General features: G+C 50.0%; 16 protein-coding genes. 7 read left to right on the forward strand and 9 right to left on the reverse strand.

The annotated features are described in order from the left end of the window. Positions 1-7: 7 nt before the first annotated feature. The gene (locus BN8_RS22290) at positions 8-445 is read right to left on the reverse strand and encodes a curlin repeat-containing protein (RefSeq protein ID WP_009284203.1); all 438 of its coding nucleotides are present in this window, start codon (positions 443-445) and stop codon (positions 8-10) included. Further along, positions 445-1,500 (reverse strand): hypothetical protein, encoded by a 1,056-nt coding sequence (locus BN8_RS22295; protein WP_009284204.1) that lies wholly within the window; start codon positions 1,498-1,500, stop codon positions 445-447. The genes BN8_RS22290 and BN8_RS22295 overlap by 1 nt, the downstream gene beginning before the upstream one ends. Before the next feature lie 958 nt (positions 1,501-2,458). On the opposite strand from BN8_RS22295, the gene BN8_RS22300 reads away from it, so the two are divergent. Continuing rightward, the gene (locus BN8_RS22300) at positions 2,459-3,109 is read left to right on the forward strand and encodes an oxidoreductase (protein ID WP_040006445.1); all 651 of its coding nucleotides are present in this window, start codon (positions 2,459-2,461) and stop codon (positions 3,107-3,109) included. A 69-nt stretch (positions 3,110-3,178) separates the two neighbouring features. Here the strand turns inward: BN8_RS22300 and BN8_RS22305 are convergent, their stop codons facing one another. Continuing rightward, positions 3,179-5,635, reverse strand: a complete 2,457-nt coding sequence (locus BN8_RS22305; RefSeq protein ID WP_009284206.1) for a glutaminase family protein — start codon at positions 5,633-5,635, stop codon at positions 3,179-3,181. Positions 5,636-5,973: 338 nt separating this feature from the next. Between BN8_RS22305 and BN8_RS22310 the strand changes: the two genes are divergently transcribed. After that, positions 5,974-6,435, forward strand: a complete 462-nt coding sequence (locus BN8_RS22310; protein WP_009284207.1) for a GNAT family N-acetyltransferase — start codon at positions 5,974-5,976, stop codon at positions 6,433-6,435. Continuing rightward, the gene (locus BN8_RS22315; protein ID WP_009284208.1) at positions 6,435-7,388 is read left to right on the forward strand and encodes a serine hydrolase; all 954 of its coding nucleotides are present in this window, start codon (positions 6,435-6,437) and stop codon (positions 7,386-7,388) included. The genes BN8_RS22310 and BN8_RS22315 overlap by 1 nt, the downstream gene beginning before the upstream one ends. A gap of 51 nt (positions 7,389-7,439) precedes the next feature. On the opposite strand, the gene atpH is transcribed toward BN8_RS22315, so the two are convergent. The 5 genes from atpH to BN8_RS22345 all read right to left on the reverse strand — a co-directional run bounded on the left by atpH (position 7,440) and on the right by BN8_RS22345 (position 10,763). After that, positions 7,440-7,979, reverse strand: a complete 540-nt coding sequence (gene atpH / locus BN8_RS22320; RefSeq protein ID WP_009284209.1) for an ATP synthase F1 subunit delta — start codon at positions 7,977-7,979, stop codon at positions 7,440-7,442. Between the two features lie 3 nt (positions 7,980-7,982). Beyond that, a complete protein-coding gene (gene atpF, locus BN8_RS22325) occupies positions 7,983-8,477 on the reverse strand; it encodes a F0F1 ATP synthase subunit B (RefSeq protein WP_009284210.1) in 495 nt (164 codons plus the stop codon). Positions 8,478-8,637: 160 nt separating this feature from the next. Continuing rightward, positions 8,638-8,913 carry an ATP synthase F0 subunit C gene (gene atpE / locus BN8_RS22330; RefSeq protein ID WP_009284211.1) on the reverse strand — a complete coding sequence of 92 codons (276 nt, stop codon included), beginning with the start codon at positions 8,911-8,913 and terminating at the stop codon, positions 8,638-8,640. Positions 8,914-9,028: 115 nt separating this feature from the next. Further along, entirely contained in the window at positions 9,029-10,111 is a 1,083-nt protein-coding gene (atpB, locus tag BN8_RS22335; protein WP_009284212.1) for a F0F1 ATP synthase subunit A, read from the reverse strand. 382 nt (positions 10,112-10,493) lie between these two features. Next, complete coding sequence (locus BN8_RS22345; protein ID WP_009284213.1) at positions 10,494-10,763, reverse strand: AtpZ/AtpI family protein; 270 nt, start codon at positions 10,761-10,763, stop codon at positions 10,494-10,496. Between the two features lie 105 nt (positions 10,764-10,868). Here BN8_RS22345 and porW point away from each other — a divergent pair, with 105 nt between their 5' ends. The 4 genes from porW to uvrC all read left to right on the forward strand — a co-directional run bounded on the left by porW (position 10,869) and on the right by uvrC (position 18,654). After that, the gene (porW, locus tag BN8_RS22350; protein WP_009284214.1) at positions 10,869-13,112 is read left to right on the forward strand and encodes a type IX secretion system periplasmic lipoprotein PorW/SprE; all 2,244 of its coding nucleotides are present in this window, start codon (positions 10,869-10,871) and stop codon (positions 13,110-13,112) included. A 76-nt stretch (positions 13,113-13,188) separates the two neighbouring features. Then, entirely contained in the window at positions 13,189-15,537 is a 2,349-nt protein-coding gene (locus BN8_RS22355; RefSeq protein WP_009284215.1) for a penicillin-binding protein 1A, read from the forward strand. A 71-nt stretch (positions 15,538-15,608) separates the two neighbouring features. Beyond that, the gene (locus BN8_RS22360) at positions 15,609-16,745 is read left to right on the forward strand and encodes a glycerate kinase (protein WP_040006731.1); all 1,137 of its coding nucleotides are present in this window, start codon (positions 15,609-15,611) and stop codon (positions 16,743-16,745) included. Between the two features lie 100 nt (positions 16,746-16,845). Further along, positions 16,846-18,654 (forward strand): excinuclease ABC subunit UvrC, encoded by a 1,809-nt coding sequence (uvrC, locus tag BN8_RS22365; RefSeq protein ID WP_009284217.1) that lies wholly within the window; start codon positions 16,846-16,848, stop codon positions 18,652-18,654. A 73-nt stretch (positions 18,655-18,727) separates the two neighbouring features. Here uvrC and porN read toward each other — a convergent pair whose 3' ends face one another. After that, positions 18,728-19,798, reverse strand: a complete 1,071-nt coding sequence (porN, locus tag BN8_RS22370; RefSeq protein ID WP_009284218.1) for a type IX secretion system ring subunit PorN/GldN — start codon at positions 19,796-19,798, stop codon at positions 18,728-18,730. Positions 19,799-19,845 lie beyond the last annotated feature (47 nt).

The following is a 19,845-nucleotide window of genomic DNA, read 5'->3' on the forward strand; positions in this document are numbered from 1 at the left end:
GAGTGTATTACGGCCGGTTACGCCGTCTAAATGGGCGGGTCTTTCGCGTCGGTTGCGTCTTGGCTGGCTCCGTTTGGCGCAGTTCGATCGTGTTCTCGTTCGTTCCCGACGACTGGTTGATCGTCGCCGATGAATTACCTTCCTGCTGCAACTCGACCGAATTGGGGCCACTGTTGTGCTGGTTGATCGTAGTTTGGGTGTTGGCTCCCACCCGCAGGCTTACCTGGTTTCCTTCGCTGGAGCGGCTTTTCGATTCGGTTGTTTTACTGCTGTCGTCGGTATTATCGCTACTCTGGTTGATTACGATGGAATTACCTGAACCCGACTGCGATACCACTGCCCGGTTACCCGACGAGCCCCCTGACTGGTTGATGGATACGGAGTTCTGCCCAAAGGCGGCTGATACCGAGAGCATGGCGAGTCCCGCCAGTAATGGCTTTTTCATCACTTCGACTGGTTGATCGTAATGGTATTATTCATGCCGTTCTGATACACCTGGGCCATGTGGCCACCCGCCTGATTCAGGAAAAGCTGGTTGCCGCTCCCGATCTGCCGGGCGGAGGCATCGCCGTTCATTCCCATCAGTACGTTATTCCCGCCGGTCTGCGTGATATTGGCCCTGTTGCCGTTGCCGTCCTGGATCAGGCTAAGCTTGTTCTCGGCTGCTTCCTGAATGGCCATTACCTGATTACCGCTACCCATTTGGCTGATGGTCATACGGTTATCATCACCATTCTGCGTTGCATCAATGACATGGTTGCTACCTGTCTGCCCGAGGTTCATGATGTTCCCCTCGTTCTCCGTAATCCGGAACGTTCCCCCCTGCTGTGTGCTGGTGATTCGGTTATTTGTACCGTCCTGAGAAATGGTCAGTGTGTTGCGGCTCTGATTGTAATCGGTGGTCGTCTGCTTTGCATTTACGTCATTCAGACTGCCTTTCTGATCAATTTTAGCCCAGTTTGCATCACCATACTGGCTGTATGTATCACCATTCTGACTAACCGTGGTCTGGTTGTCGTCGCCATCCTGCATGATGTACACCCGCGATTCGTCGATCCGCTCAACCTGATCGTAGGTCGTTACGGTCGCCTTGTTACGGTTCCCTTTCTGATCAATGTAAGCCTCGACACCTGCGCCTAAATGAGTGTGTTGATAAAGTGTAATGATGTTGTCGTCGCCGTCCTGCTTAGCCTTTACGTAGGATTGGCCTCTGGGTTTAGCTACCCCATTCTCTACTACATCACTTCCCGTTTGTGTAATGGTAGCTTTGTTCTGGTTCTTAAGCTGCTCAAGGTCAACACCATTCTGCGTTCCTGTCTGCTGGATATCGGTGTTGTTGCTGGCTCCCTCCTGCTGCACCCTCGAAAAACTAGCGCTCCCATTCTGATTGATAGTAGCTCCATTGGTATTTCCTTTCTGGCTTAGTGCCACCTCATTTTGCTGAGCATAAAGTTGACCTATAGAGCAAATCATCAAAAAGGAAAGCAGAAGTAATTTCATCGTTCGAGTGAGTGTTCATAGAACCGGTTACGGGCGGCTCAAAATCAAATAAACTTATCAGAATAATATTCTATGTTCACCTTTTAGCGTATAGAGACACAAGATTCCGGAACCGGCTAAACCGCTCGTTCGAAATGATGTCAGGCTATGGCAAACTGGGAAAGAAAGTCGCATTACCGCGAAACGCAGTAAGGACTACCGTACGGCCGATGCAGCGCAGAACGGCTATCTACGTACAGGGTAAAGAAAGAACTGGGAAAAGGAATTTTACAAGGCGATGCAAATCGCTGAAGAGGGTGTCGCGATTAAGCGAAGTGGCTTGTGGCCAGTAGTCGGCCGGCAGGCCCGGAGCCAGGGGCAAGACAATCCGGCGGGTAACGGGTTGAGTAAGCATTATAGTAAAGTTGTCAGTGTGGATGTTTTCTTCAGATTAACGTTTCTCGACTAACTCAAATTAGAATCCTGTCGGCCTGCTTTCTGAATTACGCTTCAAATATAATAGCGTTAATTCACTTGTCAAGTCACTCAGTTGGCCTTCTGTTAACCTTAGTAGCGACAAATGACAGTAGTACCAAGATAAAATACAGTGAAGATCTATTGTATATACAAATCTTTATAACCCACTACAGATATACGGTTTGCTAAGTGCGATAACTAATGTTACTTAAAAGTTTTCGATTTCGAAATTTCTTTATTCGCTACTTCTTTATTTTACGGTCATCTGACTGAGTTTCCTCATATTCTATATTCTAGCGAAGTGATTAAACGGTAGCAAAATTTTTACAAATATTCCAGCTATTCTTCTACGTTTATAAAATCAGCCAGTAAACTGTACAGATTAAATTCCTTTTTTCAAATGACATATTCTGTTGTCTCTATAGTATACAATAGAATTAATGAGATTAAACGTTTAGTATGCAGCGTACCGACTAACTTAGGGCGTAACCGCTGCCAATGTATGACACCAATTAATACTAAAACGGCCCTTGTGCTCGGTGCCACCGGCCTTATCGGCGATCGGCTTACCCACCGACTCGTCGATTCAATGGTTTATGAGAAGGTGAAGGTTCTTGTACGTAAATCGTTACCGTGGCAGCACCCTCGACTGCAGGAAATTTTGTTTGACTACGAGCATCCTAACGGCTTGCTCACCCAGGCCGACGATATTTTCTGTTGCCTTGGCACGACCATGAAAAAAGCCGGGTCTAAGGAAGCGTTTCGGAAAGTAGATTACCAGTACCCGCTCACTATCGCTCGTATGGGTCTGGAGAATGGGGCCCGGCAGTTTGCTATTGTCACGGCAATGGGAGCCGACACAAACTCAATGTTCTTCTATAACCGGGTCAAAGGAGAAGTCGAACGTGACCTGACGGCGCTGAACTACCCTACGCTACTCATCTTCCGACCGTCGCTCCTGCTGGGCGATCGATCGGAAAGCCGCCTTGGCGAGCGCTTGGCTGAAGGAGCCATGCGGCTGTTTAACCCACTCATTCCGGCAAAATATAAAGGCGTGAATGCTGATAAGGTAGCCAACGCTATGCTGGCCACTACGCAGCAGGGGCTGACAGGTAAGCATGTGTTTGAATCTGATGCGCTCCAGGCCTATTAAACCGTTGCAGGGACACAGCTTTTACTATGCCCTGCAATGGTTTTTAGCTTTTAGGTTGTAGCGAACCGCTTATTTTTTCAGTCTTTCAGCAAGCATCTTGATAAAATACCCTCCTACTACCGAACGAGCACGAAAATCAATTTGTCGTCCATCGGTCGTTTCGTGCCAGTCGCCAAGTGGAATGCGATCGGGCCCTTCGTTGACAAACCGGATGATAGGCTCAATCAGCGCCCTGAACTCCGCGGGATTATCCGTCATGGTTGCCGTCCAGACAATCCAGTCCGACTTGGTATACGTCCGGCGACTATCCAGCGACAAACCGAATCGCTGCTGTTTGGTCAGGTAGTAAGCTATCTCCTTCTCAATGACCTCACCTGGAAAAATCCGTAATCCCAGCAGCTTATCCCACACCAGATTGTACTTTTGACTCCAGGTACCTGGCTTCTCAAACGTTAGCGAGTAATGGTCGCCATCGTCGGCCAGTTTCATCCATTTACGAGCCAGTACCCGCGCTAACTCCATGTATTCGGCTTCCCGCCAGCTATCTCCAAGACGACCAGCCAGGTACCCATAGCAGGCAATACCCAGAATAGCCTTGGCCGATAGGTTCGCGTTACGGGCGATGTGGCCGGCAAAATCGTCGGTACAAAGCTGATTGGCCGGATCAAAACCGTCGCGGGTCAGGTAATCGACCCAGTTGCTCAAAACCGTCCAGTGCTTACGCGCATAATTGGCATTGCCCTCCACAGCCGCGATGGCCGCTGTCAGAATCAGCATGTTGCCGCACTCCTCAACGGGCATATCTTCCCCATAGGTCTGTCCATTCGCAATGGGGTACGTACCAACGTCGTGTGCCGCGAAGGGCTTGGTCCATCTGCCGCTTTCGGAATAATAAAAGATGGGTTCCATCATACCTTTCAGCAACACGGGATTGTAGAGCAGGAACAACGGTGCTGAAGGGTAGGTAACATCAACCGTACCAATGGACCCATTACTGAAATTCTCTTTTGAAAAGAACAACGGCGTACCGTCGGGGCCGGCCACCAGCTTATGAGCTGCAATGGCCTGCCGGTAGCCCAGCACACACAGATCGGCGTAGGCAGCGCCACCAGCTTTTAAAGCATCGTTATACAACCGCTGATCAAAGGCATCACACTGCACGCGCAGCCGGGTATAATCAGCCTCTGCATCCTGAAGCGCCTGTTCCATAGTCGCCGTTTCAGTATCAGGCTGGCTGTAGCGTCGCCACCAGGCGTTGAGCGGCTGACCAAAGTATTCGATTGACTTGACATCGTCGTATCCAACTAGCAGATGGCGTTCCACAGACCGGGAGCTTATCAATCCCAGATCCATACTCGTAGCCAGCACCGGCAACGTATCACTCACCAGCCGGGGCATCTGTTCGTGCAGATCCGTTACACGTCCGTCGCGCTCAAATTGATTCAGCGCACTGGCTAACGACCCGATTCGTCGGCTGGTTTTCGCTTCAGCCGGTGATGCTACGTAAAGGTAGCCCCAGTCGATGCGTACGTCATCGCCTTTGCGACCCAGAACGTTTTGCTCAACCGTTCCAACCCGCATGAAATCGAGCTTCCCGGCCCGCCCCCGTCGCCACGTTACCAGTTGGTCGGGCGAGTTGACAGCAACTTCGGCAGATACGTCGGTGTACAATTGTACATCGTGATGAGTACCATCCGTTGCCTGAACACGATACGTAACATACTGTACCGGCCTCGACAATACGTCGAGATTATCCATCAGAAGCGGAGCTGTAAACGTTACGGTCAATTCAACGCCCTCAACCACAAACGTATAAATGGACTGCGTAGCCGTGATTCGATGGCTGGTTTGCCGGGCAGTTGGGTAATTGAATAGCCGCTCTTCCATAAGACCTACGTCTACAAAGCCAGGCCCCGATTGTTGCCGACTATGAAAAGCAATCAGGTTCTGGCCTTTCCGTAGCACTTCCGAAGCTTTTAAATTGGTGGGCGTCACTCGATAAGTAGGCGCTGCTCCACCTACTTCGGCCACCGGAACGCCGTTGATGTACAATTCATACGTATCATGTTGAATGGCATTAACCAACAGGCGCCCTTCCGGTACGTTGTGAAGGGTAACCGTACGGCGAACATATATGTCGGATGTATCCCAGCGTGTAAGATCCTTATCGCGGCTTCCGAACACCCCCTGGCCAGTTGTCCATCGGCTATCGTCAAAATCAGGCTGTACCCAGGTGTCGTTTGGTTGCTGGGTTGTCTCATAACGAGCCTCATATGGATTGCGCTGGGCCGACGGAATAATGGTTTCGCCCGCAAAAGACGGATTCCCCATGAAACGATACACACAGCCGTCGACACGAATGAGGCCATTCAATTGATGTGGCCGTCCCGTCCAGTGGCGGGTCGTATCCGTACTGAGTTGATCACCAAACGACCAGATACTTGTGTATGGATCTATGGTGATTAATGGTGTCGCCGGTGGATTGAGGGCTACTGTCGAAACAGCTCGCCCATCAGGAGTTAACATGGCTATTTACAAGTTACGGTTCTACGGTAATACAAAAGTAGTTTCAAGCAAATAACAATTTGCATCTATATAACATATTTTTTTACTATTTTAATATACTCGAAGTGTAATGTGTTGAATGAATGGTTGTAATTGCTGCAATACACAAGAGTTTTATGTAGATAAATTAATTCTATTGAATGCTATGGTACCCAAAAGATTGCTGTCAAATCACAACAAGAAATAGCTACTATATATTTCAAGAACGATTTTCTAAAAGCAGGAAAGATTACAACAGGAATTTGACGAAATTGATGGCTGAATTCTAACTATATCGAACCTAACGCCTTTAGAAACGCATGCAAATCTTAGCCGAAAGCCCGATGGCAGTTGTCATACGGTCGGCAACCCAGCAGGACGGGGATGCGATTTATAACTTTCTCTGTGATTTGGAGGATACAACGCTGAATCCAACAGCGTTTCGGGCTATTTTTCGGCATAACCTAACTAATCCGCTGATTCATTATCTGGTGGCTGATCTAAATAATAAAGTGATTGGTTTCGTCAGTTGTCATGTCCAGTACTTACTGCATCATACAGGTAAAGTGGGTGAAATTCAGGAATTATACGTTCGGCCGGAGTTCCGTGGCCAACGAATTGGTAAACAGCTAATGGCTGCTGTTGATGATCTGGCTCAGCAGCACGGGTTTATCAATCTTGAGGTCACGACCAATCAACATCGAACGGCTACTGTCCAATTTTACGAACAGCTGGCCTTCCACCCTACTCATTGTAAGCTTGTTAAATCGCTTAGCTCCTGATGCGTGTATCATACATCCTGGCTTTTATAACCTACTGTCTGTCATTTTCTGTTATTGCACAACCTTTACAAGTTCAGCACAGCAACGTCCGTCGTGGAAACGTCCGGCGTACCGACGTTAAACTTGAGCGAAAATTGGCCAGCCTGCTGGATGGCTTTCAGGGTGATGTTGGTCTCTACGTACGCCATTTGAGAACTGGCCGAACCGTAGCAATCAACGCCGACACACTTTTCCCAACGGCCAGTACCATAAAAATACCGATACAATGTGGACTATTCGCTAAACTGGCAGCGGGGGAACTAACTTACCAGCAGGAACTTATATACCGCGATTCGCTTCACTACGACGATGGCATTGTAGGGTCCCTGAAAGATGGGGCTAAGATTCCACTTAGCCAGGTAGTCATGCTTATGGAGACTATCAGCGATAATACAGGAAGTCTTTGGTGCCAGGCGCTGGCTGGAGGAGGCCAGACCATTAATACCTGGCTCGACGCAAACGGCTTCCGGCAAACCCGCGTCAACTCCCGGACACCAGGTCGGGAAGCTTACCGAAAGCTATACGGCTGGGGCCAGACAACGCCCCGCGAACTGGCCGAGCTTCTCGTTTATATTCGTGAAGGCCGCGCTATCAGCCCTGATGCCAGCGAACGCATGTACCGCAACCTCAGTCGCCAATACTGGGATGGCGACGCTTTATCCCAGATTCCTCCCGACGTGAAAGTTGCTACAAAAAACGGTGCAGTTAATCAATCCCGCTCGGAGGTGGTTCTGGTTCATGCTCCCCACGGCGAGTACGTTTTTTGTCTGATGACCAAGAACCAGAAAGATGAACGCTGGATACGTAGTAATGAAGGCGCTACGTTGCTCCGTCATGTATCGGCTTTGATCTGGCAGCATTTTGAGCCCCGTTCGACGTGGAAACCGGTTGCGGGCTATGAAAAGTGGTGGTAACAAAAAAGCCCTTCCCGTTGGGAAAGGCTTTCATTTAAAGACGTTACAGGCTTAATTCAGAAAACGAAGCCGAAGCTCGTTCAACTGGCTGCGGATCGAACCGTCGATCTGCTGGTCACCAACTCGTAGAACATAGCCGCCGATCAGTCTCGAATCGATTTTTTCGTCAAGCTCAACCAGTTTACCGCCCGTCATTTCGGCCACCGTCGTTTTGAACCGCTCACGAAGTTCATCTGTCAGGGGAACCGTCGTCACGACTGTAGCCCATTCGATCCCTTTCATTTCGTTGTACAGCCGAATGTATTCATTCGCGATGGCATCCATGATCGCTTCCCGGTTTTTGCGGGTAATGATCTGAAAGAAGGTCATCGACACTGGGTTGACGCGGCTTGCAAACACAGCGTTCAACACGGCATATTTTTTCTCGGTCCGAACGATGGGATTTTTCAGCATGACCATCAAGGGGCGGCTTTCTTCCACCGTACCCTTGAAGAGCATCATGTCTTTATAAACCACATCCGTTAAATTCATTTCCTGGGCCAAATCCAGCAGCGACTTGGCGTACCGAAACGCAACTGTAGATACTGCCATGGCTTAGTTCAGGCGTGAATTAGTTACCAGTTCTTTCACCAGTTGCTCCTGCGACGCTTTATCGCTCAGCTCTTTCCGCAGTACTTTCTCGGCAATATCCAGCGAGAGCATCACCACTTCTTTCTTCATCTGAGCTACCAGTGCCTGCCGTTCGTTCTGCATGCTTTCACGGGCCAGCTCCAGCATACGCTGCCCTTCAGCAGCCGCTTTATCGCGAGCATCAGCCACCATTTTATCAGCGGTTTCTTTAGCACCCCGCAGAATAGTATCGCGCTCAATCCGAGCCTGCGCCAGCAGTTTTTCATTATCGGCCTTCAGAGCCGCCATTTCAGCGCGGGTTTTTTCGGCCAGATCCAATGCGCTCTGGATGTTGTCCTCCCGCTCTTTCAGACTAGCTGTAATGGGTTTCCAGGCAAAGGCACGCAGGATCAGGAAAATACCAAGGAAAATAACTACTTGCCAGAACAACAGGCCAATGTCGGGGGTAAGCAGATCCATACTGTTTTACTGTTTTTATACTAGTTCGCTATATCCAATCTTTTGTTTGGGATGGCCCGTTCGCTGGCTATTCCAAACGAACGGACTCTCACCGATACAGTTGGGTCTGATGCCGTCGCCTAATGCAGACAGCGACCCAAGTGCTGATTCGTTCGCCTAATTACAGGTTGAACGAGATCAGCAGACAAATTACCGCTGCAAACAGGGCAACGGCCTCGATCAGGGCCGCGATGATCAGCATGGCAGTCTGAATACGACCGGCTGCTTCCGGCTGGCGGGCGATACCTTCCATCGCGCTGCCACCGATCCGACCGATACCCATTCCAGCACCAATAGCTGCCAGACCAGCACCGATACCAGCACCCATTACTGCCAGGCCTACGCCGTTACCACTCTCGGCTGCCTGCAACAAAATTGATAGCAACATTGCTAACATGTCAATAAACGATTATATAGTGAAACAAAAGATTGCATTTTCTAGGGCATTAGATACCGGCTACGAGTCGTTAAACTTTTCACCCGAAAACTAACGTCGTTTACCGTCCAGCATCTTAATGATGCGGGTCAGTACCTTCGTAGCCGATTCCATGGTCGGCTTCGTGATGTTCTTCAACGGCACTACCGATGTACATAGACGTCAGCAGGGTGAAGATAAAAGCCTGCAGAAAGGCCACCAGTAATTCAATGCCGTTCATGAACAGGGCAAACACGGTTACCAGCGGGCTGACCGCGAGACCAGTACCGGTACCGCCAAGATTCCGGGCAATGAAAATCAGACCAAGCAAGCTCAGGATAATGATGTGACCTGCCGTAATGTTCGCAAATAACCGGACCATGAGTGAGAACGGTTTCATGAACACGCCGACGATCTCAACCGGAATCATGATCGGCAACAGCGCGATGGGTACACCCGTTGGCTTTATAATGTGGGCCCAGTAATGTTTATTACCGCTGAAATTGGTGATCAGGAATGAAATAACAGCCAGCACGAGCGTTACCGCGATGTTACCCGTCAGGTTGGCCCCCCCCGGCAACAGCCCCAGCAAATTGTTGATCAGAATAAAGAAAAATAAAGTCAGCAGATACGGCAGATAGCGTTCGTATTTCGGACCAATATTCGGCTTGGCAATCTCGTCGCGTACAAAGAGGATGATCGGCTCAAGAAACGACTGAATACCCTTCGGCGCCCGCCCTTTGTTTTTCTCGTATCCGTTACGAACCGAAAAGAAAACAGCCAGCAATATGATGGCACTCAGGAGCAGGGAAGCAACGTTTTTGGTAATGGAAAAATCCCAGACTTTTACACTTTCGTCAATCTCACCGGTAGCCGTTACACGGTGAATGTCGCCCTCGTGCTCTTTATAGCCATTGTAAACCTCATCGTGCATGATGTGTGACGATGAAAACACTTCCAGTCCACGGTCCTGGGTATACAAAATAACTGGTAGCGGAACAGTCAGACCATGAGCCAGTTCCCAGCCATGTTCATCCTTAATGTGGTGCATAATCATGTCGCCCACATTAAATTCGCCGTGCTCAGCACTCTCGTGCGTTTCCTGCGCCTTAACAGCAGGTAACGTACTGACAAACAGGGCAAGGCAAAGACTTATTTTATAGATTAACGAGCGCATCATATATGAAGTACTTTTCGTTTCTACGAATCGCGTCGCAAGTTACGACTAAGGCCGTAGATTTCAAAACAGGTATATAAGATATACAACATCAGAAAATCCACAACGAATGCTTGTCGATTGTCGATACCGCGGTACAAAAATACACCCACAAATCCTGCACACAGCAGTAAACGGGCTACTGTAAAGATCAGGTAAAACTGTACAAACCCCTGACTGCCACGTTGATTACCAATATCCATTAATCGGGACAGCAGATACGACAGGCTGAGAAAGAACAAAAGCATGTAGGGCCAGGCTGTATGCAGCCAGGGGGTGGGTATTGTTCGTTCGGCTACAAAAAATACAATTGCCAGCCCTGCGGTAAAAAGAATGGAACGCAGCATCAATATTTGGGCAACTGGCGAATAAACAGATATAACGAAGCGCCGATAGCGGTTAGTGACAGAACAATCGTCCAGATTGGCCGTTCGTTGCCTTGCCATTCGTCGAGCTTCATACCGCCCCATACTCCCAGTCCGATGGTGCCAAGCATCTGGAAAGCAATGCTGCTGTACTGGGCATACGACGTTGTTTTTTCGGTTGCCTTTTCTATGAGATTCCGCTGGGTCTCATCGTCTGGCTGTTCGGGGTTATTTTCGGTAGTTTCCGCCATGTTCGTCAATCAAGAATCCAAAATTCGTTAATTTGGCATTACGTTCCATACGGTCAGCCCGGCCGCGGTCGTTTGATTAATAAGTGCGTACGTGTATCCGTTTAAATGCCACGTTATTTTACTAACCGCCCCATCCTGCTTCTGACGGCAGTAATCATACTGACCGGGGCGCTGGCTTCTTGTTCTCAATACAGTAATCGACCGGTCAGCAAAGGTTACCATAACCTGACGGCTCACTACAACGCGTATATTATCGCCCGTGATGAGATAGCCGCCATTGAGCAGCAATTGTTTAAAACCCGCCAGGAAAACTATAACCAGCTACTGCCAATTCTGTTACCAGTAGACTCGATGCTGGTGATGCCCATGAAGGCGCAACTCGACGATGCGATCAAGAAAGCGTCTATCATTGCTGAGCGGCATCAGAACAGCAAATGGCTTGATGATGGGTATAATTTGATTGGTAAAGCCCGGCTACTGAAACAGGATCTACCCAACGCCATTGAGGTATTCAAATACGTCAACACAAAAGGGCGGGACGAAAACGACAAGCACACAGCCCTCGTAGGATTGATGCGGGCCTATGTGGAAGCGAGCGACTATACCAACGCGCTGAATGTGGCTGAATACCTGCGTACCCAGCCGCTCAACAAAGAAAATACGCGTGATTTTTACCTGACAAAAGCGTATCTGCACGAACGCAAGGGCGAATATGCGACGGCGGCCGGTATTCTGGAGGCTACATTTCCTCTTCTGAAAAAAGGAGAAGCTACGGCGCGGTTGTATTTGATTGCCGGTCAGTTATATGACCTGATTGGTCAGCCAGCCAAAGCCGCGGAAAACTACCGAAAAGTGATACGTTCCCGGCCTTCGTACGATCAGTCGTTCTACGCCAACCTGTATGCTATTCAGAGCAATGGCCTGATGGGTGATAAAAGCCGCGTAGCCGAAGCGATGGGTTCGTTCGATCGGATGCTTAACGACCGTAAGAACTCGGATCTGAAAGACAAGATTTACTATACCATGGGGCTGCTCGAAGCCCGCAACGGTCGGGTTGACCAGGCCATTACGTACTACAGCCGCTCCATTCAGGCGGCTGGTGGCAATTCAACTCAGGTACCTTACACGTACCTGGAAATGGGCCGGTTGTTTTTCGATAAGAAGTCCGACTACAACAAAGCCAAAATGTATTACGACAGTGCCCTGGCGCTGTTGCCTCAGCAATCGCCGGACTATGCGGCTGTGCTGACCAGAAAACGTACCCTCGACGAATTTGTACGGCACCAGAACACCATTCATACGCAGGATAGTCTGCTTGGGTTGTCGAAGATGAACCCGGCCGCACTGGACAGGCTGCTGGACGACGTAATTACCCGTAAGGAACGCGAGGAGCAGCAGCAAATAGAACTGGCCCGCCAGATCGTCGAACGAGCGTCGGCCGGTAATCTTAATTCGGTGCCCGGGGCTACCAATTCCAACCTGGAACCTGCTCAGCGCTGGATCTTGTATAATCCGGTAGCTTCGAGCCAGGGACGGCAGGAATTTGGATCTCGCTGGGGTAATCGCCCGCTGGAAGACAACTGGCGTCGGAGTAATAAGGAGGCTTCGGAAGCCGTAGCGGGAGCAAACAGTCCGCTCAATGGCGCAACGCCTGCTAATGCCGTCAATCCAAATGCCCCCCTGACTCAGGATGCCGGCAATACGGCAGCAACAGGTCCGGCGGCTGGGCGAAAGGCTCAGAAAGACGCCATGCTGGCCCAGATTCCATTCTCTCCCGAAGCGCAGAATCGGGCTAATCAGCAGATTGAAACTGCATTGTACAACCTCGGAAAGCTGTACAAATTTCAGCTAAACCAGCCTGCTGATGCAATTGCTACGTTTGAACAACTGCTGAGCCGGTATCCCAACACGCTCCAGAAGCCGGAAGTGTACTACCTGCTGCATCTGTCAACTGAACAACTGGCCAAGCAGTCGGGTTGGAAAGATAAGCTGATGGCCGAATTCCCAAATACGTCCTATGCACGATTGGTCGGTAAATCGGCAAATCAGGGCAGCAATGCCGAGTCGCAGGCTCAGCGCGCCTATTCTGAAATTTATGATTTGTACAAAGCTAACAACGTAACCGAAGCCCTGGCTCGGGCCGAGAATGCGCTGAGCAGTTTTTCGGGTACGCAGATTGAAGACAAACTGGCGCTTCTGAGAGTGATTCTGATCGGCCGCGTTCAGGGAGCTGACCCCTACCGACAGGCCTTGTCGGAGTTTATCCGGGACTATCCGTCCAGTTCGCTCCTGCCCCGCGTTAAGGAGCTTCAGGCCGCGGCTGATCAGCCAACGGCTAAGCGTAAGTAAATTTTCGCGGCCATAATTGCCTCGAACCGTAACTTGATCTGTCAACAAAAGTTACGAATAACTATAACTTGTAACAATGTTCGAACTTGCCCCCGGTGCATTCCGGAAGATTATTCGAAACCTCTGGCGTTTTTCACTGCTTGGTCTGGTACTCCTGGTTGTGTACATCCTGGCCGTTCAGTTTAACTTCCTTTGGCTTTTTGGAGGCATGCCCAGCCTGAAAGCCCTCGAAAACCCCAAAAGCGAACTAGCTTCAGAAGTGTATACAGCCGACAATCAGCTGTTGGGTAAATATTATCTCGAAAACCGTACGCCCATCGAAATCACGCAGGTTTCGCCCAACGTGGTTTCGGCTCTGCTGGCAACCGAAGATGCCCGCTTTGTTAAGCACTCCGGCATCGATCCGCGCTCGTTTTTCCGGGTGATCAAGGGTCTGCTGACCGGCGACAGTGGTTCCGGTGGTGGTAGCACGCTGACGCAGCAGGTAGCCAAAAACCTGTTCGATACGCGTGGGGAAGAGCTGAAGGGAACCCTCGGCGACATTCCCATCATTAAAACCGTTATTGCCAAAACCAAAGAATGGATATTATCGATTCGGCTCGAACGCAACTATACGAAGCAGGAGATCATGATGATGTACCTGAACACGGTATCGTTCGGCAACAATACGTTTGGGATTAAAACGGCCGCTAAGACGTACTTTAACAAGGAGCCGTGGAGCCTGAACATCGAAGAAGCAGCTCTGCTGGTCGGGATGCTTCAGAATCCGTCGCGCTATGATCCGCGCATTTTCGAAGACCGTGCCCTCCAGCGCCGGAACGTAGTCCTGAGCCAGATGAACAAATACGGCTTTCTCTCGGCCGAGCAGTTTTATACGTATAAGCTTAAGCCGCTCAAGCTGGATTTCAGCATCGAAAACCAGAATACAGGCATGGGCGCTTACTTCCGATCGGTGATTAAAGATGACATCAAAAGGTGGCTGCAACAGTATAATGAGGAGAATCCCGGTGCTGAACTGGATCTCTACACCAGTGGCCTGAAGATTTACACAACGATCGATTCGCGCATGCAGACGTACGCCGAAGAAGCCGTCATGCAGAATATGCGCGATCAGCAACGCAAATTTTACGAACACTGGCGGGGTCGCAATCCCTGGGTTCGTAAAGATGACCGGACGAACAAATACGTCGAAATCTCGGGTTTCATTGAAACGGTAGCGCGCCGTACTGGCCGATACAAGCAACTTAAGGCGGCTTATGGCGACGATGAGCAGGCGATCTGGCGTGAAATGCGCAAGCCGGTCAAAATGAAGGTGTTTGTGTATGGCGGCCGGCGCAATGAGAAAGACACAACGATGAGCCCGCTGGATTCCATTAAGTACTACAAACGGTTGCTTAATACTGGTTTTATGTCGATGGACCCGCGTTATGGCTACGTCAAAGCCTGGGTGGGTGGTATCAGCTTCAAGTACATGAAGTTCGACCACGTGCGGCAGAGTCGTCGGCAACCGGGTTCTACGTTTAAGCCCTTTGTATACCTGACTGCTCTCGACCAGAGCTTTGTAACGCCCTGTACGCACATTACCGACCAGCCCACTACGTTTGCACCGTATGAAGACGGCGGTGGCCCCCGCTCCTGGACACCCAAAAATTCGACCGGACGATACAGCTACCGGTCTCTGTCACTGCGAGAAGCCCTGGGCCAGTCGATTAATACGGTTAGTGCGCAGTTGATCAAGAAAACAAGAGCCAAAGAGGTTATCAAATACGCACATGACCTGGGTATTACGAGCAAGCTGTACGAAAACCCAACGCTGTGTCTGGGAACCAGCGATGTGTCCGTCTTTGAAATGGTTGGTGCCTATTGTACATTCGCAAACGGAGGTATTCGGGTGAAACCGATGATGATTACGCACATTACCGACAAAAACGGGAACGTACTGAAACGTTTTCATCCCGAAGCCAATCAGGTAATCAGCGCGAACCGGGCCTACGAGATGCTGCACCTCATGCGGGGAGCTGTTGAAGAACCGAATGGAACGGCTCAGCGGCTGCGGTCGCAGTATAAATTAACGGAAGGTGGCAACGAAATTGCCGCTAAAACCGGTACGACGTCAAACTACTCCGACGCCTGGTTCATGGGCATGACACAGCACCTCGTATCGGGCCTGTGGGTTGGTGGCGACGATCGTTCTATCCACTTCCGGACTATCGAACTTGGACAAGGTGGCCGCATGGCCATGCCTGCCTGGGCTATATACATGCAAAAGGTCTACGCCGACCCGACGCTGACACAGTACCGGCCGGAGCCTTTCCGTAAGCCTAACAACTTTAAGATTGACTGTGGTGGCTTCTATATCGATTCGTCGCAACGTTACGTGCCGCCAAAGGTCGTTCCAGAAGAAGACGAAGAAATCTTACAATAATGCCCGGGCCAAGCTCCAGCTTGGTCGTAATAAACGTTAACATGGTCAGGCTGGAGCTTGGCCCAGACGTAATGCGTGTCGTTCTTGCTCCCGATAAATTTCGCGGCTCACTAACGGCTCGGCAAGTTGCCGACGCTATGGCAGAGGGGGTACGGTTAGCGTATCCGAATGCTGATGTAGTTACGTTGCCTTTGGCGGACGGGGGCGAAGGTACGGCCGAGGTGCTAACTGAAGCGACTGGCGGCAACTGGTATACCGCACCGGTTCATGATCCGCTGGGTCGATCCATTAGCGCCGGGTATGGCATCTCGGGCGATGGGCAGGCTACGGCGTTTATTGAAATGGCTCAGGCGTCAGGTTTACGGTTACTGAGTGCAACGGAACGTAATCCGCTTCATGCCAGTAGTGTTGGCACTGGTGAACTGATACAGGCGGCTATCGCTTCGGGAGCCCAGCGCATTATTCTGGGCATTGGCGGAAGTGCAACCAACGACGCCGGAATTGGTATGGCTTCGGCACTGGGCTGGCGTTTCCAGGATGAAAATGGACAGGAACTTCCTCCGACCGGCAGGTCATTAGCCCACATTTCCCGGATTATTCCGCCGACCAATCCCATTCCAGACGGTATTTCAATTTCTGTAGCCTGCGACGTAACCAATCCACTCGCCGGACTTAATGGAGCGGCCTTTATTTATGGTCCTCAGAAAGGGGCAAATCCCTCAATGGTTGCAGAACTGGACAATGGACTGGTTCACTTCGCCAATTTGGTCAAGCAGCAGTTTGGCGTTGATCTGGCAGATGTTGCGGGTGCTGGGGCGGCTGGGGGCTTAGGAGCCGGGGCGATGTTCTTCTTACAGGCTGATCTGAAACCCGGCGTTGACGTAGTATTGGATGCCGTTGCTTTTGAGCAGCACGTTGCCCAGGCTGACCTGGTGATTACCGGCGAAGGAAAGATGGACGAGCAGACGTTACAGGGCAAACTGCTCATGGGTGTTGCCAGCCGGGCACAAAAGGCCAGGGTTCCAACCATTGCGCTTTGCGGTACCCTCGATATTACGCCGGCCGATATGGATACGTTAGGGCTGGTTGCCGCCTTCTCCATTCTAAATCGACCTCAAACACTTGATGAAGCGGTAACGCATGCTTACACGGATCTCCGTCAGGCAACCTTTGCCGCCGTTCGATTGTTTTTTAACGGGGCTTATTGACTTCCATCAGTTCTTCAAAGCACCTAAAAGACCGTTGTCTTTTTGCTAATCTGTATATTCCAGAACGACAGCAGAGAACCTGCATAAATCCGTGAAATCTGTGGCCGAATTTGACTATAAGAAGGAATTGGCGAAAATTCCGCATGAACCGGGGGTTTACCGGTACTTCGACGCATCCGGCGAAGTAATTTATGTCGGTAAAGCCAAAGACCTTAAGAACCGCGTCAGCAGCTATTTTGTCAAGTCGAATCAACATGACCGCAAAACAACCCGGCTGGTCAGTCAGATTCGCAAAATTGAATTTACCATTGTCCATACAGAGTTTGATGCGCTCCTGCTCGAAAATCAACTCATCAAACGCTATCAGCCCAAATTCAATATTCTGTTACGTGATGACAAGACGTATCCGTTTGTATGCGTAACGAACGAGCATTTTCCACGCGTCATCACAACCCGCCGTATCGATCGTAGCCAGGGTACGTTTTATGGCCCCTTCGCGAACCTGAAGCCGATGTACACGGTGCTGGATATGTTCAGCCAGTTGTTCACGATCCGAACCTGTAACTACAACTTGGCGCCGGAGAATATTGAAGCGGGTAAGTTTAAGGTGTGTCTGGAATACCACATCGGCAACTGCAAAGGTCCCTGCGAAGGAAAACAACCGGAAGCTGATTACGATAAGGATATCGAACAGGTGCATCATATTCTGAAGGGCCACTTAAAGCCTGCGCAGGATTATTTTAAAAGCCGGATGATCGAAGCGGCTCAGGATCTTGCGTTTGAGCAGGCGCAGCACTACAAGGAGAAAATGGATCTTCTCCAACGTTTCCAGAGTAAATCGACGGTCGTAAACCCGAAAATTGCCGACGCTGACGTATTTACCATTGCCTCCGATGAAGCCTGCGCCTACATTAATTTCATGAAGGTGGCCAATGGTACCATCATTCAGACGCACACGGTAGAGGTAAAGAAAAAGCTGGACGAAACCGACGCTGATCTGCTTACAATGATGATCATTGAATTTCGCGAGCAATACGGTAGTCAGGCGAAGGAGATTATTTCAAATATTCCGCTCGACGTTGATCTGAAAGCCGAAGTGACTGTACCGCAGATTGGCGACAAAAAGAAACTGCTGGATATGTCGCTGAAGAACGTACTGTACTTCCGGCGCGAACGGCAGGAACGCGCGGCTGCTGAAGCCACGGCCAATGCCAGCAAAAAAGATCGCGTACTGATACGGCTGAAACAGGATCTTCAGTTAAAGAACATCCCTAACCGGATTGAGTGCTTTGATAACTCCAATATTCAGGGTACCAATCCCGTATCAGCAATGGTCTGTTTTATTGGAGGAAAGCCTGCCAATAAGGAATATCGGCATTTTTCGATAAAGACCGTAGTTGGTCCTAATGACTTCGCCAGCATGCACGAGGTTGTGACTCGGCGCTATACCCGGGTACTGGAAGAAGGTACTGATCTGCCCGATCTGATTGTGATCGACGGTGGTAAAGGGCAACTTAGTGCCGCCTGCGACGCGTTGAAGGATCTGGATTTGTACGGCAAAATCCCAATCATTGGCATTGCGAAACGGCTGGAAGAGATCTATTTTCCCGAAGATAGTCTGCCTCTTTATATCGACAAGAAGTCTGAATCGCTGAAATTGATCCAGCGAATTCGTGATGAAGCCCACCGTTTCGCTATTACGTATCACCGCGATAAACGGAGCCGTAATAGTTTGATCAGTGAGTTGGAGAACGTAGAGGGAATTGGCAAGAAAACAGCCGCTAAGTTGCTGAAATACTTTAAAGGCGTAAAGAAGATTCGGGAAGCGCCGATTGACCAGATCGCTGAAGTTGTTGGTAAAGATAAAGCCAATAAGCTGAAACAGTATTTTGAAGCCATGGAGCAGTGACTCTTTACTACTATCAGTTATGCCATAACGAAAAAGGCGGCCATTGGGGCCGCCTTTTTCATAACACAAATTCTTAGTACTCCCAGAGGCTGTGCTCCGTTTCCATCAGTTCCTGCTCCAGTTGGTACGACTTCAGCAAGCCTTCCCGCTCACCACCGTACATACCGATCAGGTCCTTATCTTCCGGATTGGCTACTTTGTAGATCCGTCCGTAGAACAAACGCAGATCGAAGGCATCGGCCAGGTTTTTGTGCTGGGCCTGGTTCTGGGGGTTATACCAGATAAACTTCTTCGGGTCACTACGGAAGAGCTTGTCCAGATCTTTCCACTTGAAATACGCAATAGGTACCTCAAATCCAGCCGGGTTTTTATCAGCAGGAAGAATCAGGCCAACCGATTGAATATCGTAATACAGGCGTGAACGCTTCCGATCAAAAACCCAGTCCTCCTTAATCTCCAGCAGATTGATTTCTTTGGCGAAGAACTCATCACCAGAAAGTGCTGTCGTTGAAGCTAGTGCCGATGAATCAACCTTAGGCTCTTCCACAACCGGCTGGGTTGGCTTAGCCTTACCTTTGCCTTTGCTGTTTTTAGCCGTTGCGGTCGACTTTTTCTTTACTGGAGCCCCCCAGCCATCATCGGCCGGCTCAGGTGCGGCAGCTTTCTTAGGAGCCGGTGCCCCCCAGCCGTCATCAGCCGGCTTTTTGGCATCTTTCTTGGGCGTTCCCCAACCATCATCTTTACCGGCTGCACCTTCTTCTTTAAATCCAGCCGCGATTTCTTCTGCCGACAGACCACCGCCCGAATTAGGCACCAGTAGTTTCTCGTGTATCTTTTCGAGTGGAATCTTCGTCGTCAGGGAGTCAGTCGTATACGCATCAATCAGACCGGCTTTCACCGCTTCGATGAGGTACTTCGAGATCTCATTATTTTTCGAGAACATTGACTGATTCTGTTTCTCCTTCAGGTCAACCCGACGCCAAAGGGTCTTCTTCATCATAATGTCGTTCTCGTTGATGGGCCGAACCGATAAGTCGTTGGTGCCATTGCTGGCCTTTTCCTGCGCCACCGAATCTACACTACCCAAGGCCAGCGTAGCGAACGCCAGCACACCGGCAAACCGAATCGTTCCTGTTTGTTTCATGGCCACTGTCTGTGTTATCAATCTTCTTCTTAACGGATTAGTATCCG

The sequence above is a fragment of the Fibrisoma limi BUZ 3 genome, from assembly GCF_000296815.2.
Lineage (GTDB): Bacteria > Bacteroidota > Bacteroidia > Cytophagales > Spirosomataceae > Fibrisoma > Fibrisoma limi.